The 26,561-nt window shown below is 73.4% G+C and carries 20 protein-coding genes; 11 read left to right on the forward strand and 9 right to left on the reverse strand.

Annotated elements, in window-relative coordinates; all coding sequences use genetic code 11:
- Positions 1–25 precede the first annotated feature (25 nt).
- The 4 genes from OG352_RS06890 (at position 26) to OG352_RS06905 (ending at position 5,855) form a co-directional block, all read left to right on the forward strand.
- Complete coding sequence (locus tag OG352_RS06890) at positions 26–1,141, forward strand: aromatic ring-hydroxylating oxygenase subunit alpha (protein ID WP_329223739.1); 1,116 nt, start codon at positions 26–28, stop codon at positions 1,139–1,141.
- Entirely contained in the window at positions 1,134–2,600 is a 1,467-nt protein-coding gene (locus OG352_RS06895; RefSeq protein WP_329215421.1) for an aldehyde dehydrogenase family protein, read from the forward strand. The genes OG352_RS06890 and OG352_RS06895 overlap by 8 nt, the downstream gene beginning before the upstream one ends.
- 120 nt (positions 2,601–2,720) lie before the next feature.
- Entirely contained in the window at positions 2,721–4,289 is a 1,569-nt protein-coding gene (locus tag OG352_RS06900; RefSeq protein WP_329215423.1) for an APC family permease, read from the forward strand.
- A 15-nt stretch (positions 4,290–4,304) separates the two neighbouring features.
- Positions 4,305–5,855, forward strand: coding sequence for a GMC family oxidoreductase (locus tag OG352_RS06905; RefSeq protein ID WP_329215425.1), 1,551 nt, complete (start codon positions 4,305–4,307; stop codon positions 5,853–5,855).
- On the opposite strand, the gene OG352_RS06910 is transcribed toward OG352_RS06905, so the two are convergent.
- The 4 genes from OG352_RS06910 to OG352_RS06925 form a co-directional block, all read right to left on the reverse strand.
- Complete coding sequence (locus OG352_RS06910; protein WP_329215426.1) at positions 5,856–10,496, reverse strand: hypothetical protein; 4,641 nt, start codon at positions 10,494–10,496, stop codon at positions 5,856–5,858. It lies immediately after the preceding gene.
- Between the two features lie 115 nt (positions 10,497–10,611).
- Entirely contained in the window at positions 10,612–11,499 is an 888-nt protein-coding gene (locus OG352_RS06915; protein WP_329215428.1) for a hypothetical protein, read from the reverse strand.
- Between the two features lie 67 nt (positions 11,500–11,566).
- Entirely contained in the window at positions 11,567–13,096 is a 1,530-nt protein-coding gene (locus OG352_RS06920; RefSeq protein ID WP_329215430.1) for a hypothetical protein, read from the reverse strand.
- 132 nt (positions 13,097–13,228) lie between these two features.
- Positions 13,229–13,933 carry a GntR family transcriptional regulator gene (locus OG352_RS06925; RefSeq protein WP_329215432.1) on the reverse strand — a complete coding sequence of 235 codons (705 nt, stop codon included), beginning with the start codon at positions 13,931–13,933 and terminating at the stop codon, positions 13,229–13,231.
- Positions 13,934–14,150: 217 nt separating this feature from the next.
- Between OG352_RS06925 and OG352_RS06930 the strand changes: the two genes are divergently transcribed.
- Genes OG352_RS06930 through OG352_RS06950 form a run of 5 tightly spaced genes read left to right on the forward strand, consistent with a single transcriptional unit; the run spans position 14,151 to position 18,696 of the window.
- On the forward strand, positions 14,151–15,452 hold the full coding sequence (locus tag OG352_RS06930; protein WP_329215434.1) for an MFS transporter: 1,302 nt from the start codon (positions 14,151–14,153) through the stop codon (positions 15,450–15,452).
- A gap of 56 nt (positions 15,453–15,508) precedes the next feature.
- Positions 15,509–16,351: a putative hydro-lyase gene (locus tag OG352_RS06935; RefSeq protein WP_329223740.1), complete on the forward strand. Its 843-nt coding sequence runs from the start codon at positions 15,509–15,511 to the stop codon at positions 16,349–16,351.
- 28 nt (positions 16,352–16,379) lie between these two features.
- The gene (locus OG352_RS06940; protein ID WP_329215435.1) at positions 16,380–17,147 is read left to right on the forward strand and encodes a LamB/YcsF family protein; all 768 of its coding nucleotides are present in this window, start codon (positions 16,380–16,382) and stop codon (positions 17,145–17,147) included.
- Between the two features lie 2 nt (positions 17,148–17,149).
- A complete protein-coding gene (locus tag OG352_RS06945) occupies positions 17,150–17,812 on the forward strand; it encodes a 5-oxoprolinase subunit B family protein (RefSeq protein WP_329223741.1) in 663 nt (220 codons plus the stop codon).
- The gene (locus OG352_RS06950) at positions 17,809–18,696 is read left to right on the forward strand and encodes a biotin-dependent carboxyltransferase family protein (protein WP_329215437.1); all 888 of its coding nucleotides are present in this window, start codon (positions 17,809–17,811) and stop codon (positions 18,694–18,696) included. Before OG352_RS06945 ends, OG352_RS06950 begins: the two co-directional genes overlap by 4 nt.
- 17 nt (positions 18,697–18,713) lie before the next feature.
- Here the strand turns inward: OG352_RS06950 and OG352_RS06955 are convergent, their stop codons facing one another.
- The 5 genes from OG352_RS06955 to OG352_RS06975 form a co-directional block, all read right to left on the reverse strand.
- Positions 18,714–19,637, reverse strand: coding sequence for an SGNH/GDSL hydrolase family protein (locus tag OG352_RS06955; RefSeq protein ID WP_329215439.1), 924 nt, complete (start codon positions 19,635–19,637; stop codon positions 18,714–18,716).
- Positions 19,634–20,920 (reverse strand): glycosyltransferase, encoded by a 1,287-nt coding sequence (locus tag OG352_RS06960; protein ID WP_329215441.1) that lies wholly within the window; start codon positions 20,918–20,920, stop codon positions 19,634–19,636. Before OG352_RS06960 ends, OG352_RS06955 begins: the two co-directional genes overlap by 4 nt.
- A complete protein-coding gene (locus tag OG352_RS06965) occupies positions 20,917–22,044 on the reverse strand; it encodes a glycosyltransferase family 4 protein (RefSeq protein WP_329215443.1) in 1,128 nt (375 codons plus the stop codon). Before OG352_RS06965 ends, OG352_RS06960 begins: the two co-directional genes overlap by 4 nt.
- A gap of 230 nt (positions 22,045–22,274) precedes the next feature.
- On the reverse strand, positions 22,275–23,696 hold the full coding sequence (locus OG352_RS06970; RefSeq protein ID WP_329215445.1) for a HEAT repeat domain-containing protein: 1,422 nt from the start codon (positions 23,694–23,696) through the stop codon (positions 22,275–22,277).
- Positions 23,697–24,020: 324 nt separating this feature from the next.
- Positions 24,021–24,413, reverse strand: a complete 393-nt coding sequence (locus tag OG352_RS06975) for an ankyrin repeat domain-containing protein (protein ID WP_329215447.1) — start codon at positions 24,411–24,413, stop codon at positions 24,021–24,023.
- 261 nt (positions 24,414–24,674) lie between these two features.
- On the opposite strand from OG352_RS06975, the gene OG352_RS06980 reads away from it, so the two are divergent.
- Together OG352_RS06980 and OG352_RS06985 are read left to right on the forward strand one after the other, a co-directional pair.
- Complete coding sequence (locus tag OG352_RS06980; protein ID WP_329215449.1) at positions 24,675–24,869, forward strand: hypothetical protein; 195 nt, start codon at positions 24,675–24,677, stop codon at positions 24,867–24,869.
- Between the two features lie 40 nt (positions 24,870–24,909).
- Complete coding sequence (locus OG352_RS06985) at positions 24,910–26,490, forward strand: hypothetical protein (RefSeq protein ID WP_329215451.1); 1,581 nt, start codon at positions 24,910–24,912, stop codon at positions 26,488–26,490.
- Positions 26,491–26,561: the final 71 nt, after the last annotated feature.

Raw genomic sequence — 26,561 nt, forward strand, 5'->3', positions numbered from 1 at the left:
GCCCCCTGCCTCCGCGGCCCAGCGGATCTCCCCCAGCCTCATCGCGACGCTGCCCGGCGAGTACTACACCGACCCGGAGATCTTCCGGCAGGAGCAGGAGCACGTCTTCGAGTCGATGTGGTTCTGCGCGGTCCGCAGCGGCGACCTCGGCAGACCGGGCGCGTTCCGCACCGTCCAGGTCGGCCGGGAGAGCGTCGTCATCACCCGCAACCGCACCGGTGAGCTGCGCGCCTTCCTGAACGTCTGCCGGCACCGCGGGGCCCGGCTGTGCACGGAGGAGTCCGGCGAGGTCCGCCGCAGCCTCCAGTGTCCGTATCACGCATGGACGTACGACCTTGACGGCAAGTTGATCGCCGCGCCAAACTTGATCAAGATGCCGGATGTTGATCGTGTCGAGTACGGGTTGATCAAGGTCGCCCTGCGCGAGTGGCTCGGCTACGCCTGGGTGTGCCTGGCCGACGAGCCCCCGTCCTTCGAGGACACCGTGCTGCACGCGGCCGTCGAACGGCTCGGCGACGCGGCCGCGATCGACCACTACGGCACCGAACACCTCGCCCTCGGCCGGCGGATCGTCTACGACGTGAAGGCGAACTGGAAGCTGATCGTCGAGAACTTCATGGAGTGCTACCACTGCGCCACGATCCACCCCGAACTCACCGATGTCCTCCCGGAGTTCGCCGACGGCTACGCGGCCCAGTACTACGTGGGCCACGGCGCCGAGTTCGGCGCGGAGATCCGGGGCTTCACGGTCGACGGCAGCGAGGGCTTCGACAGGCTGCCGGCGGTGAGCGAGGACCAGGACCGGCGCTACTACGCGATCACGGTCAAGCCGTCGGTGTTCGTGAACCTGGTCCCGGACCACGTGATCCTGCACCGCATGTTCCCGCTGGCCGAGGACCGCACGGTCGTCGAGTGCGACTGGCTGTACGCGCCGGAGGTCGTCGCGTCCGGCGCGGACGTGTCGAAGTCGGTGGAGCTGTTTCACCGGGTGAACGCGCAGGACTTCGAGGCGTGTGAACGGACGCAGCCGGCGATGTCCTCGCGGGCGTACCGCCGGGGTGGTGTGCTGGTCCCCAACGAGCACCACATCGGGATCTTCCACGAGTGGCTCGTCGAGAAGCTCGGAGGCGGCCATGCCTGATCTGTTCATCGACGGCGAGTGGCGGGGTGCGCTGGACGAACGCACCCGTGAGATCCGCTGTCCCGCCGACGGCTCCCTCGTCGGGGTCGTCGACGAGGGAGGCGGCAAGGACACGGTGGAGGCGATCGCCGCCGCCCGCCGTGCCTTCGACACCGGCCCCTGGCCGCACACCGCCCCGGCCGAGCGCGGTGACCTGCTGCTGCGGGTCGCCGGTCTCCTCGTCCGCGACAAGGACGCGCTCGCCCGCGCCGAGTCGCTGGACACGGGGAAACGGCTGGTGGAGAGCGAGTACGACATCGACGACATCGCGAACTGCTTCCGCTACTTCGGGCGGCTGGTGGCGAACGAGACGGGCCGGGTCGTCGACACCGGGCAGCCGGAGATCGACAGCCGGGTGGTGTACGAACCCGTCGGGGTCTGCGCACTCATCACCCCCTGGAACTACCCGCTGCTGCAGACCGCCTGGAAGGTCGCCCCGGCGCTCGCGGCCGGCAACACCTTCGTGCTGAAGCCGAGCGAGCTGACCCCGCACACCGCGATCCACCTGCTGCGGCTCCTTCAGGAGGCCGGCCTGCCACCGGGCGTGGGCAACCTGGTCCTCGGCGCGGGCCCCGAGGCGGGCGCCCCGCTGGGCGACCATCCGGACGTCGACCTGATCTCCTTCACCGGCGGTCTGCAGACCGGCCGCCGGCTGATGGCGGCCGCCGCCGGGACGGTCAAGAAGGTCGCCCTGGAACTCGGCGGCAAGAACCCCAACATCGTCTTCGCCGACGCCGACTTCGACACGGCCGTCGACATGGCGCTGACCGCGGTGTTCCTGCACTCGGGGCAGGTCTGCTCGGCCGGGGCGCGGCTCCTGGTCGAGGACTCCCTGCACGACCGGTTCGTCGACGAGGTCGTGCGCCGGGCGGCCGGGATCCGGCTGGGCGGGCCCTTCGACGAGCGGGCGCAGACCGGCCCGCTGATCTCCGCGGCCCACCGCGACAAGGTCGAGGCGTACGTCGCCCGGGGGCTGGCGGAGGGCGCGGTCCTGCGGTGCGGGGGCGAGCGTCCGTCCGGGCCGGACCACGACGGGGGCTTCTTCTACCCGCCCACCGTGCTGGACGAGTGCTCGGCCGGGATGACGGTGGTCCAGGAGGAGTCCTTCGGGCCGGTGCTGACCGTGGAGCGCTTCACGGACGAGGACGAGGCGGTGCGGCTGGCCAACGACACCGTCTACGGTCTGGCCGGCGCCGTCTGGACGACGGACGAGGCGAAGGCGGCGCGCGTCGCGGCCCGGCTGCGCATCGGCACCGTCTGGATCAACGACTACCACCCCTACGTCCCGCAGGCCGAGTGGGGCGGCTTCAAGCAGTCCGGCTTCGGCCGTGAACTGGGGCCCTCGGGGCTCGCCGAGTACCGCGAGGCGAAGCACATCTGGCGCAACACCAACCCCTCCCCGCAGGGTTGGTTCGACTAGCCGGTCCGGCCGGCCCCATACGACTCCCGGCCCCATACAACTCCCTTCTCCACCCCCCTCCTTGATCCCGGCACCCGCAGCTCGACCGGCTCCCTCCCCTCGTCCACCAGGAGTCCGCCCATGACGACGACCGAGCAACCGCCAGGCCCAGAGCAGGACGACGCCGAACTCGCCGAGTTCGGCTACAAGCCCGAACTCAAGCGCACCCTCGGCAACTTCCACACCTTCGCCGCGGGCATCAGCTACATCTCGATCCTCACCGGCACCTTCCAGCTCTTCTACTTCGGCTACGGCAGCGGCGGCCCCGCCTACTGGTGGTCGTGGCCGATGGTGTTCGTCGGCCAGTTCGCGGTCGCCCTGTGCTTCGCGGAACTGGCCGCCCGCTATCCGGTCGCGGGCTCTGTCTACAACTGGTCGAAGAAGATCGGCAATCCGCATCTGGGCTGGCTGGCCGGCTGGATGATGTTGATCGCCTCGATCGTGTCGATCTCCGCAGTGGCCCTGGCCTATCAGCTGACGCTGCCGCAGATCTCCTCGACGTTCCAGTTCGTGGGGGACGGCACCGGCAAGTACGACGTCGCGACCAACGCGGTGATCCTGGCCGCCGTGTTGATTCTGTTCACCACCGTGATCAATGCGTTCGGCGTCAAGTTGATGGCCACGATCAACACGGCCGGTGTGTTCATCGAGTTGATCGCCACGGTCGTATTGATCATCCTGTTCGCCGTCCACATCACCCGCGGCCCGCAGGTCGTCATGGAGACCAACGGCACCGGGGCGGGGTACGGGTCCGGGTACCTCGGCGCGTTCCTCGTGGCGTCGCTGGCCTCGGCGTACGTCATGTACGGCTTCGACACGGCCGCCTCGCTCGGCGAGGAGTCCCTCGACCCGTCCCGCAACGCGCCCCGCGCGATCATCCGGGCGATCGTCGCGTCGTTCGTCCTGGGCGGACTGGTGCTGCTGCTGGCGCTGATGAGCGTGTCCAGCCTGAAGGGCGAGAAGCTGTCCACGGACGGTCTGCAGTACGTCGTGCTCGACGTGCTCGGTCCGACGGCCGGCAAGGCGATGCTGTGGTGCGTGCTGATCGCCGTCACGGTGTGCGCCCTGGCCGTCCACACGGCGGCGATCCGGCTGGCGTTCGCGATGGCCCGCGACAACAACCTCCCGGGGTCCGCGCGGCTGGCCAAGTGTCACCCGCGCTTCCAGACCCCGGTGCTGCCGACCGTGATCATCGGTGTGCTGGCGCTGGCGATCCTCGTGGTCAACATCCGCCAGCCGCAGATCTTCACGGTCGTCACCAGCATCGGCATCATCATGATCTACCTCGCCTACCTGGGCGTGACCGGCCCGATGCTGGTGGCGCGGCTGCGCGGCAGGTGGCAGCCGGCCGGTGACGGGAAGTTCTCGCTCGGCCGCTGGGGGCTGCTCGTCAACATCGTCGCGGTGGTGTGGGGCGCGGCGATGACGGTCAACCTGATCTGGCCGCGGGCCGCCGTCTACAACGCGGCCGCGCCGTTCCACTGGTACCTGAAGTGGGGCGCCGTCCTGTTCGTCGCCGTGATCGCGGGCGGCGGCTTCGCCTACTACTGGTTCGTGCAGCGGCACAAGACCGGTGTGCTCGAGGACCACCGGCTGAAAGCCGGCGCGGCGCCCGCTCCGCTCGCCGCCCCGGCGGCCGACCAAGGCTGAGGAGGCCAGCAGCTCATGAGCATCGACGAGTTCGACTACGTCGTGGTCGGCGGCGGCACGGCGGGCAACGTGGTCGCGGCCCGGCTCTGTGAGGACCCCTCGGTGACGGTGTGCGTCCTGGAGGCGGGTCCGAGCGACGTCGGCGACGACGACGTCCTCCGGCTGGAGCGCTGGATGGGCCTGCTGGAGTCCGGCTACGACTGGGACTACCCGGTCGAGCCGCAGGCCAGCGGCAACAGCTTCATGCGGCACGCCCGGGCGAAGGTGCTGGGCGGCTGTTCGTCCCACAACTCCTGTATCGCCTTCTGGGCGCCCGCCGAGGACCTCGACGACTGGGCGGCGGCGGGCTGTACGGGCTGGAGCGCGGCCGACCTCTTCCCGCTGTACCGGCGGCTGGAGTCGAACGACGCGCCCGGCGACCACCACGGCCGCACCGGCCCGGTGAAGCTGCGCACGCTGAAGGGCGAGGACCCGTGCGGGACCGCCCTGCTGGAGGCGTGCGCGCAGGCCGGGATCCCGACGGTCGGCTTCAACACCGGCACGACGGTGGTGCGGGGCGCCAACTGGTTCCAGATCAACTCCGACGAGAACAACATCCGCCAGTCCTCGTCCGTGGCCTACCTGCACCCGGTCATGGGCAAGCGGCCCAACCTGGCCGTACGGACGGGGGTGCGGGCCAGGAAGCTCGTACTGGAGGGGCGGCGCTGCGTCGGCGCCGAGTACCTGGACCCGGACCTGATCCACACCCGGACGGTACGGGCCCGGCGCGAGGTGATCGTCTCGTGCGGGTCGATCGACACGCCGAAGCTGCTGATGCTGTCGGGCATCGGGCCGGCCGCGCATCTGCGCGAGGTCGGCGTGCAGGTCGTGGTGGACGCGGCGGGCGTCGGGGAGAACCTCCAGGACCACCCCGAGGGCGTGATCATGTGGGAGGCGAGCCGGCCCATGCCCACCACGTCCAGCCAGTGGTGGGAGGCGGGCATCTTCTACGACACCGAGCCGGGCCTGGACCGGCCGGACCTGATGTTCCACTACGGGTCGGTGCCGTTCGACATGAACACCGCCCGGCACGGCTACCCCACCTCGGAGAACGCCTTCTGCCTCACGCCCAACGTGACGAAGGCGAAGTCGCGCGGGACGGTGCGGCTGCGGACCCGGGACTACCGCGACAAGCCGATGGTGGATCCGCGGTACTTCACGCACGAGCACGACGTGCGGGTGATGACGTACGGGCTGAAGCTGGCGCGCCGGATCGCCGCACAGCCGGCGCTCGGCGGCTGGGCGGGCGCGGAGCTGGCCCCCGGGCCGGACGTCCGGTCGGACGAGGAACTGCTCGACTACATCCACAAGACCCACAACACCGTCTACCACCCGTCCTGCACCGTGAAGATGGGCGCGGACGACGACCCCACGGCCCCGCTGGACGCGCGGCTGCGGGTCAAGGGGGTCGAGGGGCTGCGGGTCGCGGACGGGTCGGTCATGCCGGACCTCATCGCCGTCAACCCGTGCATCACGACGATGATGATCGGCGAGAAGTGCGCCGACCTCCTGAAGGAAAACGGCTGATCAACCGGCGTGCGGCGCGGGCCGTTTGTACATCCGCGTCGCCGTGATCTCGCTGCGCACCTGCGCCGCTTCGCCCTCTCCGGCCGGGGCCTGCCGGGGCAGACCCGGCCGGAGGTGTTCCTCGACGCTGATGTACTTCAGGCCCGCCCGCAGGTCGGCGTCGTTGCGCAGCCGGATGACCAGCGGGAACTCCGCCAGCGCCGTCGTGTCGAACAGGCCCGTCGTGTACAGGAGTTGCACGCCGAGGGCGTCCGAGACCGCGCGCTGGAGTTCCAGCAGATAGGTCGCGTTGGCCCGCCCGATGGGGTTGTCGAGGAACAGCGTGCCCGCGTACCGGTGCTTGTCCCGGCCCCGGTCGTTGCTCCGCAGGGCCGCCATCGTGCAGTACAGGGCGATGGCGGCGGTGAGGAGCTGGCCGCCGGAGAACACGTCGCCCATCTGGCCGACGGGGACGCGCTCGGCGCGCAGGACGGCGTCCGGCTTGAGGATCTCGACGGCGACGCCCTTGGGCTGGAGGCCCGCGCCGACCCCGCGCAGCAGCAGGGACATGCCGTCGCGCCGCAGGTCGGAGTTCTTCTTGACGGCCGCCCGGGTCGCCTCGTCGATGACCTCGCCGAGCCGCTCGGCGAGGGTGGCCTGATCGGGCTCCTCGAAGCGGATCCGCAGGAACTCCTGGCCGGACCACTCGCCGAGCCCCTCGGGCAGGCGGGAGAGCCGCTGGGCCGAGCGCAGGGTGGCGAGCGCGGACTCGACGAGCCCCCGCAGCCGGTCCACGATCGAGTCCCGGTTGCGCTCCAACTGCGCCAACTCGTCCGTCAGGACGCGCAGTCGGGGCGCGAAGGCGTCCGCCCACTTCTGCGCGTTCTCGGGCAGCGCGGCGGCGGGCAGTTCACGGATCTGCTGCCGCGCGGGCGTACGGACCTGCTCGTAGCGTGTGGAGTTGGCGTGCCGTACGAGGGTGTCGCCGGCCTCGCGGACGGCGGACTCGGCTGCGGACAGGTCGGCGGCGCAGCCGCGCAGCGCGCGGCGGGCCTCGGCGGCCGACTGGCGGGCCTCCTCCAGGGTTCCGGGGTAGGGGTCCGGCTCCTCCTGCTCCTCGTCCGGGGTGTGTTCGCGGAGCAGGTCGCGGAGCATCGCGGCGATCTCGTCGAAGCCGCCGGCCGCGTCCTCGGCGGCGCGGTGGGCGGCCAGGAGTTCGGCGTGGGCCTCGCGGGCCTGGCTCAACGCCTCGGCGCGGGAGGCGAGTTCGGCGGTCGCGGTGCGCAGCAGGGCCTGCGCGTGTTCGGCGTCGCGCGGTTGGAGCTCCTCGGCCAGCTCGGTGTGGGCCTCGCCGTCCTCGGGCGCGAGCCGCTCGTGGTCGCCGCGCAGTCGCCCGAGCTGCTCGCTCGCGGTGGACATACGGGTCTCCAGAAGCTGCACCAGCTCCTCCGCGCGCGCTACGGCCGCCTGCCGGGACGGTCCGTCGGAGCCGTCGGGCGACTGCAGCAACTGCTCGGCACGCGTACGGACTTTGTTGCTGAGCCGGTCCAGGTCGGTCTGGGCCGCGCTCTTCTCGCTCTCCGCGCGCGCCTGTTCGGCCCGCAGGTCGGCGCCGACGCCGACCTTCTCGTACAACTGGGAGGCGGCCCGGTAGGCCTCGCGGAGGGCGGGCAGGGGCGCCTTGGCCGCGTCCTCGTCGGCTTCCGGTACGTCGTCGGGGGCGCCGGCGATCTCGGCGCGTTCGGCGCGCAGCGCGCGGGCGGTGCGGCGGGCGTCGTCGGCGGCGCGCTGGGCGCCGCGCCGGTCCTCGTCGGCGGCGCGGGCGCGCTCCAGGCAGGTCTGGGCGCGGGCCTCCGACTCGGCGGCCTCGTCGGCGAGTTCACGCACCTTGACCTGCCAGCCGGCCCGCTCGCGCAGCCGGAAGGCGAGCCCGGCGAGGGCGTCGGCGGCCCGCCGGGCCCTCTGTGCGGCCTCCTGGCGTTCGTCGCGCATCCGGGTGGCCTCGGCGGCGGTCTCGTCGGCCTCCACGCGCAGGGTCCGCGCCTCGGCGAGCTCGGCTTCGGCCTCCTCGGCGAACGCGCGCGCCTCCCCCGCGGTCTGCGCCAGCTCGGTGAGCCGCCCGGCCGGACAGCCGGTGCGCCAGGAGGCGAGCCGCGACGCCAGTTCCCGGTCCTTGCCGAGGCGTGCCGCGAGCCGGCGGATGTCCTCGTCCCGCTCGGCGGCCCGCGCGCGCAGCGCCTGCCGCTCCTCGTCGGCGGCCTGCTCGTCGTGCATGGCCGGGTTCGGCGGGACGAGGAAGACGTCGCCGTAGGGGCCGCTGTGGGCGTCGGCGGCCGGGGTCGGGGCCAGCAGGGCGGCGGCGGTGCCGACGGCCACGGCCGAACGGGGCAGCAGGGCGGCCTCACCGAGCGCCTCACGCGCGCGTGCGTGCGAAGCGGGGTCGGTGATGATCACGCCGTCGACGAGCTCGGGCCGGGCGGCGAGCACGCGCGCGTGGTCGGCGGGGTCGACGGCCTGGGCGAGGTAGCGCCAGCCGGGCAGGGCGGGGATGCCGTGCTCGCCGAGGTACTCGACGGTGGCCAGCACGTCCGGGCCGGGCGGCAGCAGTCCGCCGTCGCCGAGCGCGCCGAGGATGCGGGAGTCGTCGGCGGCGGCGGTCCGCAGCTCGAAGAGCTGCCGTTCGGCGGCGGAGACGGCGTCGTCGAGGAGTTCGCGCAGGTCGTCGGCGCTGCGGTCGAGGTCGTCGGGCGTCAGGGAGGGACCGTCGTCCGGCTCGCCGTCCTGTCGTGGCTGCGGGATCCGGCGGCGGGGCCCGCCGCCGGTGAGGCCGAGCACTTCCGTGAGCCGTTCCTCGCCGGCCAGGGACTCGGCGAGCCGCCGCTCGGCCTCGTACGAGCGCTGCGCGGCCGTCGCGGCGTCCGCGGCCCGGGCCGCGGTGAGTTCGGCGCGGGACTCCGCGGAGGCGGCCTCGCGCGCGTGCTCGCCGGCCCTTCGCGAGGCCTCCCGGGCGGTGTCCCAGGCGGCGACGGCCGTCTTCTCGGCGTCGCTGGCGGCGAGGGCCGCGCGGGCGGGGTCGGCGTCGGGCGCGCTGTCGTCGAGCCAGCCCGCGCGGACGGCCTCGGCGGTCTCCTGCTCGACCTCGGAGAGGCGCTGGCGCAGGTGGCCGACCTCGCTGCGGGCGCGCTGGGCGTCGGTGGCGGCGGACGTCGCGTCCCGGTGCGCGGACTCGCCGACCTCCTGGAGGGCGGCCGAGCGTTCCTCCTCCTCGTTGGCGAGGGTCTCGGCGTTCTCGGCGGCCGAGTGCAGGGCCCGGACGAGATCGACGGCGGCCTTGGCGCGGGCGGCGAGGGCGGGCGCGGCGTCGCGCTCGGCCTCCTGGATGGCGGCGGAGACGCGCGCGACCCGGTCGGCGGCGGCGCGGTGGCGCAGCACGGCCTCGGCGGCCTGCCAGGCCGAGTGCAGGGTGCGGGCGTCGGCGAGTTCCCGCTTCTGCGCGGCGGCGGACTTCTCGGCCGCGGCGAGCGCCAACGAGGCGTGCCGGAAGGCGAGTTCGGCGGCGATCAGCGCGCTGCGCCCGCGGGCCCCCTCGGAGTGCGTGACGGCGTAGGCGGCGGCCGTGACCCGCTGGGCCAGATCGCCGGCCCGGACCTTCTCCCGCACGCCCCGCGCGGACAGCCGCCGGGCCTGCGCGCGGGTGCGCCGCTCGGCCGCGGCGTGGACGTCACGCGCGCGTGCCCGGGCGTCGGCGGCCTCGACGATCCGGCCCAGCAGGTCCACCGACCCGGCGGTGAAGTCCCGTTCGGCGATCAGTTCGGCTCGTCGGCCCAGCTTGTTGCCGAAGCCGCTGACGAGGTCGGCGAGCCCGTCGGTGTCGCGCGTGTCGGTGACCGCGCGCAGCAGCAGGTCGGTGAAGTCGGAGTCCTTCTTGACCGCGAAGAGGCCGGCGGCCTCGCCCTCGTCGGCGTTCATCTCCCGCTGGTAGCGGAAGAGTTCGGGGTCAAGGCCGAGTTCGGTGAGGTGCTCGACCCAGCGGTCGTGGATCTCCTCCCAGTGCACCTCCAGGTGCGGATACGCCTTCCCCGCCTCGGTGATGGCGTCCCGGAACCCCTTCATGGTGCGCCGCCGCCCGCGCGCCCCGGAGGCGCCCTCGACGGGCGGGCGTACGGCGGTGGACTCGGCGACGGGCAGGTTGTCCAGGCTCAGCCCGGGTCCCGGCCGGAAGGAGTACCAGGCTTCCGCGAACTTGCGCGGATCGTTCGACACCTGCCGTCCGCGCCACTCGCTCGCCTTGCCGACGACGACGCACTCGCCGGTGAGCACGTGCTGCCACTCCAGCGCCACGTGTCCGCAGTCGTCGGCGAGGAGGAACTTGCGCAGCACGCCGGAGCTGGCGCCGCCGAGGGTGTTGCGGTGTCCCGGCAGCATCACCGAGAAGATCAGCTTGAGCAGGACGGACTTGCCGCCGCCGTTCTCCAGGAAGAGCACGCCCGCGGGCGCGGGCCGGCGCGGCGGGCCGACCGGCTCCTCCTCGAAGAACTCCGCCTGCGTGGGCGCGGGGTCGGGCACGACGTCGCCCACGCCCCGCAGGTCAAGCACGGTGTCGGCGTAGCGCGCACCGGCGGGACCGATGGAGTAGAGGCGGACCCGGGACAGCTCGTACATGGCGGACTCTCGTAAGTCTTCGGCGGATCAGCAGATCAGGGGGTGAGGAGCTTCAGCAGCTCCACAGGCTTCGGCAGCGCTACGGGCGTCGGTAGCTCTACGGGCTTCAGGAGCCTCAGGAGCTTCCGGAGTGGAACGGCAGTCCGGCGTCGGCCACCAGGTCCAGGTCGTCGGTCTCCTCGGGGGGCAGCAGGGTCGGCGTGCCGTCGGTGACCGGGACGACGCCCAGCTCCAGCAGCTCGGCCATGGCGGCGGCGCCCGCCATGTCGCGTACCTGGAGCTGGTAGCGCGCGGTCGTCCGGAAGGTGCCGCCGCTGTCGTCGCCGGTCCGCTGGAGGAAGCCGGAGTCGGTGAGGAACCCGACGGCCTTGCCGACGATGCCGGTCGTCGAACCGGCGAGTCTGCGCGCGTCCTTGGTGGCGCCGGTGGAACTGCGTCTGGCCCAGATCCGCCAGGCGGCCTCCAGGCCGGGCGCGTCGGTCGCGGGGTCGGTGTTCTCGCCCTGCTCCGCCGCCCGCTCCTCCAGACGCCTGCAGGCCTGGCGTACGAAGGCGTCGACGCCGTTGACGCTGACCCGCCCGATGTACCCGTCGTCGGCCAGGTCCTCGGGCCGCGGGAACGCCATCGCGGCGACGGCGAGGTGCGCGAGCCCGTGCAGGAACCGGTCGCCGCCGTCGGCGGACGTACGACGCGCGTAGTCCCCCATCCGCACGGCGAACACCGAGTCCTCGGCGGCGGTCACCGCCATCCCCGCGCGCGGGGACACCTCCAGCACGATCAGTCCGAGCCCGGCGGCGACGGCGTCGGCGAGCCGGGCGAACGCCGGGTCCTCCCGGTGGCGCCGCAGCAGCTCCGCGTACTCCTGGTCGCGCGCGGGCTGCAGTTTGGGCTGCAGTCCGAAGGCGACGAGCCGCGCCGCGTCGGCGGCGTCGGCGGGGGTGACGGCGGCGCTCACCGCCGGGGCGGGGGCCTCCGTGTCGCTCCACTCGACGTGCTCGGTCACGGCTTCGGCTCCTCGGTGTTCTCGTGCTCGGTGTTCTGGTGCTCGTTCATTCGGTTCCCGGTCCGGCTCATGCCGCCTCCGTGCGGTCCGCCGCCATTCCCGCGGCGTCCAGCAGGGCGGTGCCGACGATGAGATCGGCCCCGCCGAACTCGGGGTCGTCCAGCTCCGTGCCGTCGTCCACGGCGAACAGCAGCTTCTCCTCGCCCTGGCGGTAGGCGGTGCCCACGGCCGGGCTGGCGGCGTGCACCGCCAGCAGTGCCACCAGGTACGGCAGTTCGAGGTCGCCGGTGCGGCGCGCCTCCGCGAGCAGCCCCGACAGCCGGCGCGGCGCGTCCGCCGGCAGGTCGAGCAGCTCCTTGGCGACCGCCAACTGCTCCTCGCTGAACCGGCTGTCGTCCGGCGTCGCGATGAGGTCCGGCTCCGGCATCTCCGCCCCCAGATGCTCCCGCTCGACGGGCGGCGTCAGCAGCAGGTCGACGAGATCGCCCACCCGCACCGACACCGGCGTACGCAGCCCGGTCCCGCGCGCGAAGAACGCGTCGGTGACCCGGACCGCCTGCTCCAGCGGCAACGGCAGCACGGGCGCGACGAGATGCCCGTAGAGGTCGATCCCCGACGACGTCATGGGTGTGGCGAACGCCTGCCGGTCCTGCTCGGCGCGGAACAGCGGGCCGGCCTCCAGCAGCCTGGACTGGAGCTGGGTGTGCCGGCGGATGCAGTCCTTGACGATGTCGACGAGTTCGGCGGCCCGCCGCTTGTTCTCCGCGTCCTCGATCTCGTCACGGGCCTTACGGATGTTGGTGAGGATCGCGTTCTCGTGGCGGTAGCGGTCGGCGACGTGGTCGAGGGCCTCGGCGATCATGTCGGGCACGGCGTTGAGCCAGTCAACCGCGCGGACGTTGCGCCGGGTGGCCTCCAGGGCGCGGCGCAGCGTCTCCGCGTACTGCACGGTGCGGTAGCGGGCCTGCTCGGCGGCCAACTGCGCGTCGGCGAGGCGGCCTCGGCGGATGAGCACCTCGAGCTTGACCTCGGCGGCGATCTGCGCGCTGGTGACGTCGGTGTCGAGGGCGCCGACGAGGACGTTGACCGCCTCGTCGGTGGTCCGGAGGTAGACCACGCCGCCGTAGCCGGTGACCTCCTCGATCAGCTTGAAGTCGTAGTCGCGGCGCACATAGGTGCCGTCCGGCGCGAACGTGCCGTAGGCGGCGCGGAAGCCGCGGTCGACGCTGCCGACGTTGATCAGGTTCTCCAGGACCCAGCGAGCCACCCGCTCGTGCTCGGCGACGGGCCGCCGGGGGGCCTGTGCGGCGATGCGCGGCAGGAGTCTGGCCACTATCTGGTCGTGGTCGGCGCCGGTGTCGAAGTCCATGTTGAGCGTGATGAGGTCGATGGCGGCGAGGGCGATCTCCGCCATGCCGTAGACCGAGTACTCACCGGCGAGATTGGCCTTGCGCGCGTCGAGGTCGTGGATCGGCGCGGTGCAGGCGAGCGCGCGCAGCCGCCGCGCCAGCCCCTCGTCGGCGGCCGGCCCCAGCGCGGGGCGCGGCCCCGCGCTGAGCTGGGGCGGAACACGGTCCGTCGAAGCAGGCGAAGTCACGGTGCACAGACTAGGTCCTCGGTCTGACAACGACCCAAACGACGCGGATCGCCTCCGGCGGTCGGCCGGGCGGCTACCGGTCGTTCTCCGGGTGCGGGCCGGTGGGGGCTTGTCGCGCGGTTCCCCGCGCCCCTAGAGGAGGGCTTCGCCCTCCCCCTCCCTCCGCCGGTAGACGTCGACGACCCGGGCCAGTGAGTCGGCCAGGTACACGTGGAGCAGTTTCTCCGCCTCGTGCTTGTCGCCGGCCTCCAGGGCCTCCAGGATCTGGCGGTTGCGCTGGAGGTACGGCTCGTGCAGCAGACGCGGCTCGCCGACGAGGTGGAAGGCGAGGCGCAGCTCGGCGAAGACACTGCGCATCAGCTCGTCGGTGCGGGCGCTTCCGGCCAGGGCCACGAGTTCCCGGTGGAAGTGGAAGTTGGCGGTCCCCAGCCCTTTCCAGTCATTCTCGACAGCCGCCACCTGGCCCTCCGTGACACTCGCCCGGAGACCGTCCAGCGCGTACGGCGGCTCCCCGAGCCCGCGTGTGACGGCGCACTCGACGAGCGTGCGCGTGCGGTAGATGTCCTCGACGTCCTCGACGGTCACGACCCGGACGAACACGCCCCGGTTCAACTCGTGGACGAGCAGTCGCTCGTGGGTGAGCAGCCGGAACGCCTCGCGCAGTGTGTTGCGGGACACACCGAGGGCTCCGCCGATGCTGTCCTCGGACAGTCGCGTCCCGGGCGGGAAATAGCCCTCGGCGATGCGGCTCCTGAGGATGTCCGAAACCCGTTCGGCCGTGCTGGTGCGGCCCAGGAGGGCGCGGTCGTCGGCCAGTCCCGCCAGCTGCTCTGCCATGCCCGGAATTCAACCGCAGATACGAGAACGAAACAACGTAGGTATTGAAGGATCGTTCAACGATCCTCTACCTTCCTTTCCAGGCACCGCCCCCGCCCCCACCCCGGCGACCCGCCTCCCGCACCACTCCAGCGCCACGCCCGCACCGGTCGCGCATCGCTCCCTCACGGCACGGCTCACTCCCAGCACCCTCCGTCCTCCCACAGCGAGGTGCCCCATGAGTACGACCCCTCCACCGCAGGCCCCGACCACCGACGCCCGCCCCGCGGCGTCCGAACACGCCCCCGACGACGGCGCACTGGCCTGGCTGCGCGCCCTCGGTCCGCGCGGCCGGCGCGCCTTCGCCGGCGCGTTCGGGGGCTACGCCCTCGACTCCTACGACTACTTCACGCTGCCGCTGAGCATGGTCGCGCTGGCGGCGTACTTCGGTCTGGACAGCGGCCAGACCGGCCTGTTCACCACCGTCACCCTGGTCGCGTCCGCGATCGGCGGGGCCGTGGCGGGCGTCATGGCCGACCGGATCGGCCGGGTCAAGGCCCTGATGATCACGGTGATCACGTACGCGGTCTTCACCGTCGCCTGCGGCTTCGCGCCCACCTACGAGACGCTGCTGATCTTCCGGGCCCTGCAGGGCCTCGGGTTCGGCGGCGAGTGGGCGGTCGGCGCGATCCTGGTCGCCGAGTACGCGAGCGCGAAGCACCGGGGGCGCACCCTCGGCGCGATCCAGAGCTCGTGGGCCGTCGGCTGGGGTCTCGCGGTGGTCGCGTACACGCTGGTCTTCTCGTACGTCGGCGACGACATGGCCTGGCGCGTGATGTTCTGGACGGGCGCCCTGCCCGCGCTGCTCGTCGTGTGGATGCGGCGCCGGGTGCAGGACGCGCCGCAGGCCACGGCCGCCCGCGAACAGAGCGCCGAGAGAGGCTCGTTCCGGGCGATCTTCAAGGGGCCGCTGCTGCGCACGACGCTCTTCGCGGGCCTGCTCTCCACCGGTGTGCAGGGCGGCTACTACACCCTGGCGACCTGGGTGCCCACGTACCTGAAGTCGGAGCGCGGTCTGTCGGTGGTCGGCACCGGCGGCTATCTCACCTTCCTGATCTCGGGCGCCTTCCTCGGCTACCTGACCGGTGGCTACCTCACCGACCGGCTGGGCCGGCGCCGCAACATCTGGCTGTTCGCCCTGCTGTCGGCGGTGTGCATCCTGGCGTACACGAACATCCCGAGCGGCGCGAACACCCTGCTCCTCGTGCTCGGCTTCCCGCTCGGGTTCTGCATGTCGGCGATCTTCAGCGGCTTCGGGTCCTACCTGAGCGAGCTGTACCCGACCGCCCTGCGCGGCACAGGACAGGGCTTCACGTACAACACCGGGCGCGCCGTGGGCGCCGTCTTCCCCACCATGGTCGGCTTCCTGGCCGACAGCTGGGGTGTGGGCGGTGCGCTGGTGTTCGGCGCGATCGGTTACGCCATCGCCGCCCTGGCGCTGCTCGGGCTGCCGGAGACCCGCGGGAAGGAACTGGTGTGAACCGTCCGCTCGTCACACAGGACAGTCGTCCGATCCTCACAGAGGACTACCGTCCCATCCACCCGCAGGACCACCGGCCGCCCCCTGCCGCGGACCGTCCCGTCACCCTCGTCGACGAGCACGCGCACGCGTGGAGCCCCGCCGCCGCCCGGGCCCGCTTCCGGGCGGGCCTGACGGGCCCCACGGCCGGGGTCGCGGCGGGCCACACCCAGGTCAACCTGATCTCGGTGCCCGCGGACTGGGCGTACGACATGCTGCTGTTCTGCCAGCGCAACCCGAAGCCCTGTCCCGTCCTCGACGTGACGGACGCCGGCTCCTGGACGACCGTCCTGGCCGAGGGCGCGGACCTGCGTACCGATCTGCCGCGCTACCGGGTGTGGGAGGACGGGGAGCTGGTGGACGAGCCGACGGACGTGCGCGCGTACTGGCGCGACGACCTGGTGTCGTTCCTGATCGGCTGCAGCTTCACCTTCGAGTGGGCGCTCGCCGGGGCGGGCGTCCCGATCCGGCACGTCGAGCAGGGACGCAACGTCCCGATGTACGTGACGAACCGTCAGTGCCGCCCTGCGGGGCGGCTGCACGGCCCCCTGGTGGTGTCCCTGCGGCCGGTGCCGCCGCGGCATCTCGCGGCGGCGATCCGGGAGAGCAGTCTGCTCCCGGCCGTGCACGGCAGCCCCGTACACTGCGGCGATCCGTCGGGGCTGGGCATCGACGACCTCGGCCGGCCCGACTTCGGCGACGCGGTGGACGCCGCGCCGGACGACATCCCGGTGTTCTGGGCCTGCGGCGTGACCCCGCAGGCCGCGGTGATGGCCTCACGCCCGCCGTTCGCCCTCACCCACGCCCCGGGACAGATGTTCCTCACCGACGCCCGCGACGAGCAGTACCGCGTGGCCTGAGACGGAGACAAGGAGACACGGAGAAACCATGACCGCGACGACCGCGATCGATCTGAACGCCGACCTCGGCGAGGGCTTCGGCCGCTGGGAGCTGACCGACGACGAGCGGCTGCTGTCCGTCGTCACCAGCGCCAACGTGGCCTGCGGCTTCCACGCCGGGGACGCGGCCACCATGCGGCGGGTGTGCGAGCTGGCGGCCGAGCGGGGCGTGACGATCGGCGCGCAGGTCTCCTACCGGGACCTGGCCGGATTCGGGCGGCGCGCCATGGACGTGCCGAGCGCCGAACTGGCCGCCGAGGTGGCGTACCAGATCGGCGCCCTGGACGTGTTCGCCCGGGCGGCCGGCGCGCGCGTGGCGTACGTGAAGCCGCACGGCGCGCTCTACAACCGGGTCGTGCACGACGAGGAGCAGGCCCGCGCGGTGGTCGACGGGGTGCGCCTCGCCGACGCCGCGCTGCCCGTGCTCGGGCTGCCCGGCTCACGTCTGCTGGAGCTGGCCCGCGAGGCGGGGCTGCCGGCCGTCCCGGAGGCCTTCGCGGACCGCGCGTACACCGAGGAGGGCACGCTCGTGCCACGTGGGCGGGACGGGGCCGTGGTCAGCGATCCGGACGCCGTCGTGGAGCGGTCGGTGGGCCTGGCCCGCCTCGGCCGGGTCACCTCCCACGCGGGGTCGTCCATCGAGGTACGCGCGCGTTCCCTGTGTCTGCACGGCGACACGCCCGGCGCGGTGGAGCTGGCCCGCCGGGTCCGGCGCCGGCTGGAGGAGTCGGGCGTGCGGGTGGAGGCCTTCGCATGAGCCTGCGCGTCCGGTCCGTCGGCGACGACGCCCTGCTCGTCGAGGTGGCCTCGGGTGCGGAGGCCGAGGCCCTGCACGCCGAGCTGCTGCGCCGTCGCGCGGCGGGCCTGCTCAGTGCCCGCGAGATCGTCCCGGCGGCCCGCACGGTCCTCCTGGACGGTCTGACCGACCCCGGCCGCCTGGCGTCCGAGCTGGCCGCCTCCGACATACCGCCCGCTCCCGCGCGCGAGAGCGACGTCGTGGAGATCCCTACGCGGTACGACGGCCCGGACCTGTCCGAGGTCGCCGCCCTGTGGGGTGTCCCGGAACAGGAGGTGGCCCGCATCCACGCGGCCGCCGTGTTCCGGGTCGCCTTCTGCGGGTTCGCGCCAGGCTTCGGCTATCTCACCGGCCTGCCCGCGCGCTACGACGTCCCGCGCCGGGCCGCTCCGCGCACCTCCGTGCCGGCGGGTTCGGTGGCGCTGGCGGGGCCGTACACGGGCGTGTACCCGCGTTCCTCGCCGGGCGGCTGGCAGTTGATCGGCACCACGGAGGCGGTGCTGTGGGACCACGCGCGCGTACCGGCCGCACTGCTGGCGCCGGGCACACGCGTGCGCTTCGTCCCGGCGGGGCCGGGAGGGCCGGTGGACACGGTGGGGACGGCAGAGACGGTGGGGACGACATGAGCGACCGCGCACTCTGCGTCGTCCGCGCCGGGGCGCTCACCACGGTGCAGGACCGGGGCCGTCCCGGACACGCGCATCTGGGCGTGCCGCGTTCCGGTGCGCTGGACGTGCCCGCGGCGGCCCTCGTCAACCGGCTGGTGGGCAACCCGCCCGACGCGGCCGTCCTGGAGACCACGCTCAACGGCTGTGCGCTGAGGCCGCGTTCCGCCGTGACCGTGGCGGTCGGGGGCGCGCCCTGCCGGGTCACGGTGGACGGCCGGCCGGTCGCCTGGGGCGCACCCGTGCGCGTCCCCGCCGGGGCGGTGCTGGACGTCGGACCGGCCGTCTCCGGGGTACGCGGTTACGTGGCAGTGGCCGGCGGCATCGCCGTCGAACCGGTTCTCGGCAGCCGCTCCACGGACCTGCTGTCGGGCCTCGGCCCCGCCCCGCTCACGGACGGCACGATCCTGCCGCTGGGCCCCCTGGGGCCGCCGGGGCGCGAACTCGCCCCGCACGCGCGCGTGGACGTCGCCCCGCAGCCGGCGCCCCCGGCCGAACTCGTCCTGCGGGTGACTCTGGGCCCGCGCGACGACTGGTTCACCCCGGACGCGGTCCGCGCCTTCACCTCGCGGACGTTCCGCGTGTCCTCGGCGAGCAACCGCATCGGGCTGCGCACCGACGGGCCCGCCCTGGAGCGGGCGCTCAGCGGGGAGCTCGCGAGCGAGGGGATGGTCCTGGGCGCCGTACAGGTGCCGCCCGCGGGCCGCCCGGTGGTCTTCCTGGCCGACCACCCGACCACCGGGGGCTACCCGGTGATCGGGGTCGTCCGCGCGACCGACCTCCCGGCCGCCGCCCAGGCGGTACCGGGAACACCGGTCCGCTTCGTGGCCGTACGCCGACGCTGACGCCCATGGCGTCCGTCTCAGGCGGCGTCCGGCTGCCGTTCCCCCACGGACAGAGCGGTGAGTGCGGCGGACACCGCGGCGGAGGCGCGTAGGTCGAGCCGGGCGCTCGTGCCCCGCGCGCGGTGCCGCATCTCGTCGGCGGCCAGGGTGAGCAGTTGCGGGAGCAGGTCGGTGCACCGCCGGGCGATCCAGCCGGTGCCGGCGGTCGCCAGCCACCACAGGCTCGCCGACGTCGTGGGCGCCGGGAACTCGGGCTCGGGCGACGGCGCGGGCCCGGTCGCGAGGCCCGCCTCCGCCAGCAGCGCGTGGAAGCGGACGGCCAGTTGCCGGTGCCCCCGTTCGCCGGGGTGGAGCCGGTCCGCGCTCCACATCGCCCGGTCGGTGAGCCAGGCGCCCTCCGAGGCGTGCAGGTGGACGGCGCCGTACCGCTCGGAGAGGGCGTGCACGACGGTGTTGACGGCGCGCTGGCGCCGGGCCAGCGGCCGGGCGAGGGCCCCGGGCAGCCCGAGGGTCCCGCCCGGGTCGGGCAGGCACGCGGTGAGCAGGACCGCGCCCTGCTCGGCGAAGGCGCCGTAGACCGTGTCGAGCCGGGCGGCCACGGCGTGGATGTCGAAGGTGCAGCGCAGGGTGTCGTTGACGCCGACGACGACGGAGACGACGTCGGGCCGTAGCGCCAGCCCGGCCGGGAGCTGCCGTTCCAGCACGTCCCGCGTCTGCGCCCCGCTGACCGCGAGGTTGCTGAACTCCACGGCCGCCACGGGCCCCTCGCCCCCCTCGATCCCCTCAGCCCCTTCGGCTCCCGCGGCCTCCTCGCCCCTTTCGGCCTCCCCGGCGATCCCGTCCGCGAGGAGCGCGGCCCAGCCGCGCCACCCCTCGCCCACGGGGTCCCCCACGCCCTCGGTGAGCGAGTCCCCGAGCGCAACGAAGCGGACGCGTCTCATCCGAGGCCTCCGGGCACGAAGGGACGGGCAGGGGCGGTGGCCGGTCCCGGTGCGGGCGGGTCGTAGGCGTCGCTCCCGGCGGGCACCGTCGCGTCGTGCGCGGCGAGGAACCCGTCGACGGCCGTCCCCCAGCCGAAGCACTCCGCACGCGCGCGTGCCGCCTCCCGGCGGGCCGCCGAAGGACGCTCCAGGAGGTTCTCCACAGCGTCCGCGAACGCCTCCCCCCGGTCGGCCGCGGTGGCCCCCGCGGCCCCGATCACCTCGGGGAGCGCCGAGGAGGCGCTCGCGACGACGGGGGTCCCGCAGGCCATCGCCTCCAGGGCGGCGAGCCCGAACGTCTCCGCGGGCCCCGGTGCCAGGCACACGTCGGCGGAGGCCTGCAGGGCGCCCAGCGAGCCGCGGTCGGAGACGTGCCCGAGGAACGTCACGGGCAGCCCGCGCTCCCGGGCCCGCTGCTCCAGCTGCGGCCGCAGGGGCCCGTCCCCGGCGACGACGAGCACCGCCCGCACACCGCGCCGCAGCAGCGCCTCCAGGGCGTCCAGCGCCGTACCGGGCCGCTTCTCCACGGAGAGGCGGGTGCACATCACCAGCAGGATCTCGTCCACGCGCGCGTGGACGGCCCGCAGTCCGGCGTCGCGCAGGGCGGGGTGCCGTTCGACGAGGTCGACGCCCAGCGGCGCCCGCACCACGTTCCGCGCCCCGATCCGGACGAACTCCCGCTCGGCGAACTCGGTGGTGCACACCACGCGCGCGTACGTGTGCGCCGTACGGAGGTTGAGGGCGTCGGCGGCGCGCCGGGCCGCTGCTTCGGGCACGCCCCAGGTGCGCAGGACGCCGTCGGCGGTCTCGTGGGAGACCATCACGGCGGGAACGCGGGCCCGGCGCGCCCAGGTGCCGGTCCAGCGCAGTGTCGTGCGGTCGGAGACCTCCAGGCGGTCGGGGGCGAGTTCCTCCAGGAGGCGGGCGACCCGCCGTTTGTCGGTGAGGACGCGGTAGCCGCCGGTGCCGGGGAGCAGCGGCCCCGGCAGGGTGATCACCCGGCCCTGCTCGGTCGCCCGGTCGCCGACCCGTTCACCGGGGACGATCAGGACCGGCTCGTGACCGGCCGCGCGATAGCCCTTGCCGAGCTCGCGCAGCGCCGTGCGCAGCCCGCCCGAGGCGGGCGCCACGAAGTTGGCGAGCCGCACGATCCGCAACGGCCCGGAGCGCGTACCGGCAGCACGGCCCGCGCCGCCCAGGTCGCTCACGCCGCCCAGGTCGCTCGCGTCGTACAGGGCGCTCATGCCGCCACCACCAGTCGGCGTGCGGCGAGCACGTCCTCGTAGTGGCTGATGAGCCGGTCCCCGACGGCGGCCCAGGTGCGTCCCTCGACCCATTCCCGCCCGGCGGCGCCGTAGGCGGACCGCTGTGCGGGGTCGGCGGCAAGCGAGGCCACCGCGCCGCGCACCCGGGCCGCGTCGCCCGGCGGGACGAGCAGGCCGGTGCGCCCGTGGGCGACCAGGTCCAGGGGGCCGCCCGCGGCGGGCGCGACCACCGGCACACCGCTGGCCATGGCCTCCTGGACGGTCTGGCAGAACGTCTCGAAGGGGCCCGTGTGCACGAACACGTCCAGCGAGGCGAAGATGCGGGCGAGTTCGTCGCCGGTGCGGTTGCCCAGGAAGGCCGCGCCCGGCAGGGCCTCCTCCAGGCCGGGCCGGCTCGGCCCGTCGCCCACCACGACGACGCGGACGCCGGCCAGCCCGCACACGCCGGCCAGCAGCTCGACCTGCTTCTCGGGGGCGAGCCGGCCGACGTAGCCGACGATCAGCTCGCCGTTCGGGGCCAGTTCGCGGCGCAGTGCCTCGTCGCGGTGGTCGGGACGGAAGCGCACGGTGTCCACGCCGCGCGGCCACAGCTTGACCCGGGGCACCCCGTGCGTGTCCAGGTCGTGCAGGGCCGCGCTGGAGGGGGCCAGGGTGAGGTCGGCGGCGGCGTGCACGGACCGTATCCGGCGCCAGGCCGCCGCCTCGCCGGCGCCCATGTAGGTGCGGGCGTATCCGCCCAGGTCGGTCTGGTAGACGGCGACGGCGGGAATGCCCAGCCGGGCGGCGGCGGCCATGCCGCGGACGCCGAGGATGAAGGGGCTGGCCAGGTGGACCAGGTCGGCGCGGTGCTCGGCGATGGCCGCGGCGACGCGTCGGCTGGGGAGGGCGACGCGGACCTGGGGGTAGCCGGGGAGCGGAAGGGAGGGGACTCGGACGACGGGGCAGGGCGCTTCGGCGTCCGGCCCGGTCCCGGCGGCGGTGGCCGGGGCGACGACGACGGGGGCGTGACCGCGATCGACGAGGTGTCGGGCGGTCTGGAAGGCGCAATGGGCCACGCCGTTCACGTCGGGGGGAAAGGATTCGGTCACGATGACGACACGCATACCCGTGTTGTCGCCGCCCCGGACGTGGCCACGTCAAAGTGGATCTTTCCGCACGACAAACGTCCCGTGGCCGTTGAGCTGAGCACCCGGTGCCCGCTCGACGCGTACCGCGCAGGTCGGACGGCGTCCATGCCCGTCCGCCCCACTGGTCACCCCGTGTTCATCCGCCGGGGCGGGCCGCCGCCCGGCTCCCCTCGGGCGGCGGCCTGCCCCGGTGTCACACGGCGGTGTCACATGGCTGACGCGGCGTCCGGTCCGATCCGGCTGCGGACGGCGGTCTGGACCTCCGCCTCCTCGGCCGGGTCGGCGGCGAGCCGGCGCAGGCGCTCCACGACCCGGGTGTCACCGGTCTCGGCGTGCCGGGCGGCGATCTCGCGGGTGCCCTCCTCGCAGTCCCAGAGACACTCGACGGCGAACCCGGCGGCGTAGGAGGGGTCGGTGGCGGCGAGTGCGCGGGCGCAGCGCCCGCGCAGATGCGACGAGGCCGTCTCGCGATAGATGTGGCGCAGAACCGGCGCCGCGCAGACGATGCCGAGTCGTCCGGCGCCGTCGACGAGGGTCCACAGGGTCGGCGCGTCGCAGCCCTCGCCGCGTACGGCCTCGCGCAGGGCGCCGAGGACCAGGTCGCTGTCCTGGGTGCCGCCCCGGCAGGCGAGCATGCGGCCGGCGGCGGCGCCGAGGGCGTCGGGCCGGTGGACCCAGCCGCGGGCCCGGTCGACGGCGGCGACGCTGCGCATACGTTCGAAGGCGTCGACGGCGGCCTCCACGACGGCCGTCGAGCCGGCGGCGACGGCCTGCTCGATCAGGACCGGAGTGTCGGGATCATTGCAGTCGGCGAGGTAGCGCAGGGCGGTACAGCGGGCTCCGTCGCTGCCGTCCTTGGCCGCCTGCACGATCTCGGGGCGGTCCTCGGGCCCGGCCACGGCGGACAGACAGCGGGCGGCGGGCACATGGAGGGCGGCGCCGCGTTCGACGCCCTGCTGGGCCCACTCGAACACGGCCCGCACGCTCCAGCCGGGGCGGGGTCCGCCGGGACGCATCTGCCGTTGCCAGCGGTCGAAGGAGCCGGCCTCGTGAGCGGCACGCACGCGCGTGGACACGTGTTCGCGGGGATCCTCGGCCCACAGCCGCCAGGGCCGTGGCTCGAAGGCGTCCCGGACCGCGGCGACGAGTTCGGCCTCGCCCTCGGCGTCGGCGGCGAACCGCGCGAGCACGGGTACGGCCAGGGCGCGCAGCCCGGCGTCGTCGTCCCGCAGGGCGAGTTCGTCCAGGGCCCAGGCCCAGTTGGCACCCGAGGCGGCGTACCTGCGCAGCAGGTCGAGGGCGTCTCGCCGGCCGTAGGAGGCGAGATGACCGAGGACGGCCAGGGCCAGGCCCGTGCGCGACTCCTCGGTGTCGAAGACGTCCTCGACGTCGAAGAGGTGGGCCTCGATCTCGTCCAGCTCGCCGTTCAGGTCGAGGTAGAGGCGGGCGTAGTAGAGGGAGCGGTTCTCCACCTGCCAGTCGTGGCGGGGATCCCGCAGCACACAGTGGTTCAGCGCCGCGAGCGCCTCGGCGCGCGGGGCGGTGAGCGCGTGCAGCGTGCCGTCGCCGCGGCCCCTCTGGAGCAGGCCGAGCAGCGTACCGCTGGGCGCTATGACCGGATCGAACATGGGAAACAGCCTCACATCAAGCGTCGACGCAACCGGGGACGTGCATTACCTGGCCGCGTGACAACACGTCGGGGCGCCCGCCGTTTCCTGCTTGCTGTAGACCATTTCCTTCTGCCTCTCGTCAGTTGGCCCATGCGGACCGCGTCACGGCCCGCGCGGTGCGGCAACACCTGCCCAGCCATCACGTCCGTGCATCACGACGTCATGATGACCCGGCTGTTCTACCTGCCGCGACCGAAATTTCCGGCGGCCTTGTACCGCCTCCCCCGTGGTCGTTGATTTATCCGGTCAGGAACTTCTCTCGACCTGCCCAGGACCGTCGGCTCAGTGCGCGCCGAACAGTTCCAGCAGCTCCGTCTTGCCGAACATGCGGGCCGTGTCGACGGCCGAGGGCGTGCCCTGTGAGGGGTCGGCGCCGGCCTCCAGCAGGGCCCTGATGACGTCCGTCTCACCCTTGAAAACGGCTCCGGCGAGCGGGGTCTGACCCCGGTCGTTGATCCGGCCGGCCTCGGCGCCGCGGGCCAGCAGGGCCCGGACCGCCTCTGCGTGCCCGTGGTACGCGGCGAGCATCACGAGCGAGTCGCCGCGGTCGTTGGTCAGGCCTGCGGGAACGCCCGCGTCGACGTAGGCCACGAGCTCCTCGGTCTGTCCCCGGCGGGCCAGATCGAAGATCTTGGTCGCCAGTTCCACGACCTCGGGGTCGGGGGCTTCGGACATCGGCCGGACCGCCTCTCGCTACAACCGTTCAGGTGAATCGCCAGCGTACTGGCTCGCCGCACACATGGCCGGTCCCGTCGGCGGCAAAGATCACGGGCAGACCCGTTCGACGCAATTTCGCTGCTCAGCAGCCCACCAGACCTTCCGCCACTCGGGGGAAATCTGCCGAATTTCACCCAGTTGCACCTTTTATCGTATGGATACATCCTGTGAGCCTGGAAGTACTCATGGTGACTGTCCCCGCGAACCAGGAGAACTCAAATGATCCTGTCCATGTCAGGCGTGGTCCTGCTCGGCATCATCGTCTTCCTCTTCTTCCGGAAGGACGGGCTCAAGGCGTCGCACGCCGTGGTCTCGGCCCTCTTCGGCTTCTACATGGCCAGCACGGCCATCGCTCCGAGCATCAAGGCGGGCGGCGAGAGTCTGGCCGGCCTGCTGGGCGGCATCAAGTTCTGACGCCGCACGTCCCGTCCGTACGCACCTCCAGGAGACAGCAGTGGTCCGGCGCCCCCTCCCCCGCATCCTGAGCACAGGCAACGCGCAGCTCGCCCGGAGCCGGGAGCTGGCCCGGACGGCGGCCGACAGCGCCACCGATGTCCTCCATCCGCTGATCACGATCACCCGCGGACTGCGCCGGCTGGCCTCGGCCGGGCGGCGCAGGTGGGCCGGGACCCCCAAGGACCGGCGCGGACCGCTGCTGTTCCTGGCGGCCTCGGTGATCCTGGTCGTCGCACTGGTGCCGTACGGCCCGCTGCTCGCCGTCATCACCCTGATGGCGGCGGCGGCCTGGCAGGGCAGGGACCGCACCCCACCGGTTCCCGAAGGCCCCGACGAGTCGCAGACCCAGCGGCTCCAGGTCCTGTACGACGCTCTGGTGCCGTACTTCTCGACGGCCGAGGACCCTTCTCCCCTCTACGCCCACGGCGGCGAGTGGGAGAAGGTCTTCCCGGCCCAGGAGTTCGACGACTCGGGTCGCGTCACCCACCTCGTGATCCGCTACCCGGCCTACTTCCCGGACGGCGAGGCCGCCCCCCGCGCGCGGATCGAGCAACTGCTCGCCGCGAAGTCGGGCCGCGGCCGTGAGTACCTCTTCGTCTGGGACGAGGAGGGCAACGAGCTCACGGTCGGCGTCCTCACCCCCCTCCCCACCGACATCGCCGCCCAGCGCTTCGTCACCGCCCCCGGCGAGACGGTCCTGGGCTTCACCGACCCCTCCCGGGTCCAGCGCACGCTGCCCCTCGCCTTCGGCAAGGACCGGCGCGACGTCCCGCCGGTCGTCTGGCGCACCGGAGTCCGCTCCACCGAGCCGCACCTGCTGGCGGTCGGCCAGCCCGGCAGCGGCACGTCGACCCTGCTGCGCTGCATCGCCCTGCAGGCCCTGCAGTACGGCGACGTCCTGATCGTCGAGGGCGGCGGCACCGGCGAGTACGCCTGCCTGACCGGCCGGGAGGGCGTCCTGGGCGTCGAGGTCGGCCTGGCCGGGGCGCTGGCCGCCCTGGAGTGGGCGGCGGGCGAGACGGAACGCCGCCTCATCGCCGCCAACCTGGCCCGGCAGGCGGGCCAGGCGCCACCGGAGGACACCAAGCGCCCCCTGTGGATCGTCCTGGACCGCCCCACCGTCTTCACCCACCTCGCTCACGCGGACGGCCACAAGGACCCGCAGTCCCTCCTTCAGGTCCCCCTCCGGCACGGCCGCGCGGCCGCCGTCACGGTCGTGGTGGCCGAGCAGTCCGACGCCCTGGACTCCCTGAGCGACGCCGTACGGCAGCACACCCGCGCGCGTGTCGTGCTGGGGCCGGCGTCGCGGGAGCACCTGGAGACGGTGCTCGGCGCGCCCCCGCACACCACGCCCGTCGACCACGTCCCGCCGGGGCGCGGATACGCCCGGCTGGGGTCGGGCCCGGTGCACCGGCTGCAGGTGCCGGCGACTCCGGATCCGTACGACGACGCGACGAGCGACGCCGACCGGAAGGCGGTGCTGGACCTGCTGCCGCCGCGTTCCGCACCGGCCGACACACCGGCCGACACGAAGTCGCTGTCGGTGCCGGTGCCGGTGGAGGCCGCCGTCGTGGAGTAGGCGCGGCACGCGCAGCAACCGGTGCCCACGCGGGCGGGTGACGCACCCGCCCGCGTCCTCACGCGCACCAC

The sequence above is a fragment of the Streptomyces sp. NBC_01485 genome (assembly GCF_036227125.1).
Classification (GTDB): Bacteria; Actinomycetota; Actinomycetes; order Streptomycetales; family Streptomycetaceae; genus Streptomyces.

Bases quoted from the DNA above. Each gene is read 5' to 3' on its own strand.
- OG352_RS06895 (WP_329215421.1), top strand. From the start codon at position 1,134: ATGCCTGATCTGTTCATCGACGGCGAGTGGCGGGGTGCGCTGGACGAA.
- OG352_RS06900 (WP_329215423.1), top strand. From the start codon at position 2,721: ATGACGACGACCGAGCAACCGCCAGGCCCAGAGCAGGACGACGCCGAA.
- OG352_RS06905 (WP_329215425.1), top strand. From the start codon at position 4,305: ATGAGCATCGACGAGTTCGACTACGTCGTGGTCGGCGGCGGCACGGCG.
- OG352_RS06910 (WP_329215426.1), bottom strand. From the start codon at position 10,496: ATGTACGAGCTGTCCCGGGTCCGCCTCTACTCCATCGGTCCCGCCGGT.
- OG352_RS06925 (WP_329215432.1), bottom strand. From the start codon at position 13,933: ATGGCAGAGCAGCTGGCGGGACTGGCCGACGACCGCGCCCTCCTGGGC.
- OG352_RS06930 (WP_329215434.1), top strand. From the start codon at position 14,151: ATGAGTACGACCCCTCCACCGCAGGCCCCGACCACCGACGCCCGCCCC.
- OG352_RS06940 (WP_329215435.1), top strand. From the start codon at position 16,380: ATGACCGCGACGACCGCGATCGATCTGAACGCCGACCTCGGCGAGGGC.
- OG352_RS06950 (WP_329215437.1), top strand. From the start codon at position 17,809: ATGAGCGACCGCGCACTCTGCGTCGTCCGCGCCGGGGCGCTCACCACG.
- OG352_RS06955 (WP_329215439.1), bottom strand. From the start codon at position 19,637: ATGAGACGCGTCCGCTTCGTTGCGCTCGGGGACTCGCTCACCGAGGGC.
- OG352_RS06960 (WP_329215441.1), bottom strand. From the start codon at position 20,920: ATGAGCGCCCTGTACGACGCGAGCGACCTGGGCGGCGTGAGCGACCTG.
- OG352_RS06965 (WP_329215443.1), bottom strand. From the start codon at position 22,044: ATGCGTGTCGTCATCGTGACCGAATCCTTTCCCCCCGACGTGAACGGC.
- OG352_RS06970 (WP_329215445.1), bottom strand. From the start codon at position 23,696: ATGTTCGATCCGGTCATAGCGCCCAGCGGTACGCTGCTCGGCCTGCTC.
- OG352_RS06975 (WP_329215447.1), bottom strand. From the start codon at position 24,413: ATGTCCGAAGCCCCCGACCCCGAGGTCGTGGAACTGGCGACCAAGATC.
- OG352_RS06980 (WP_329215449.1), top strand. From the start codon at position 24,675: ATGATCCTGTCCATGTCAGGCGTGGTCCTGCTCGGCATCATCGTCTTC.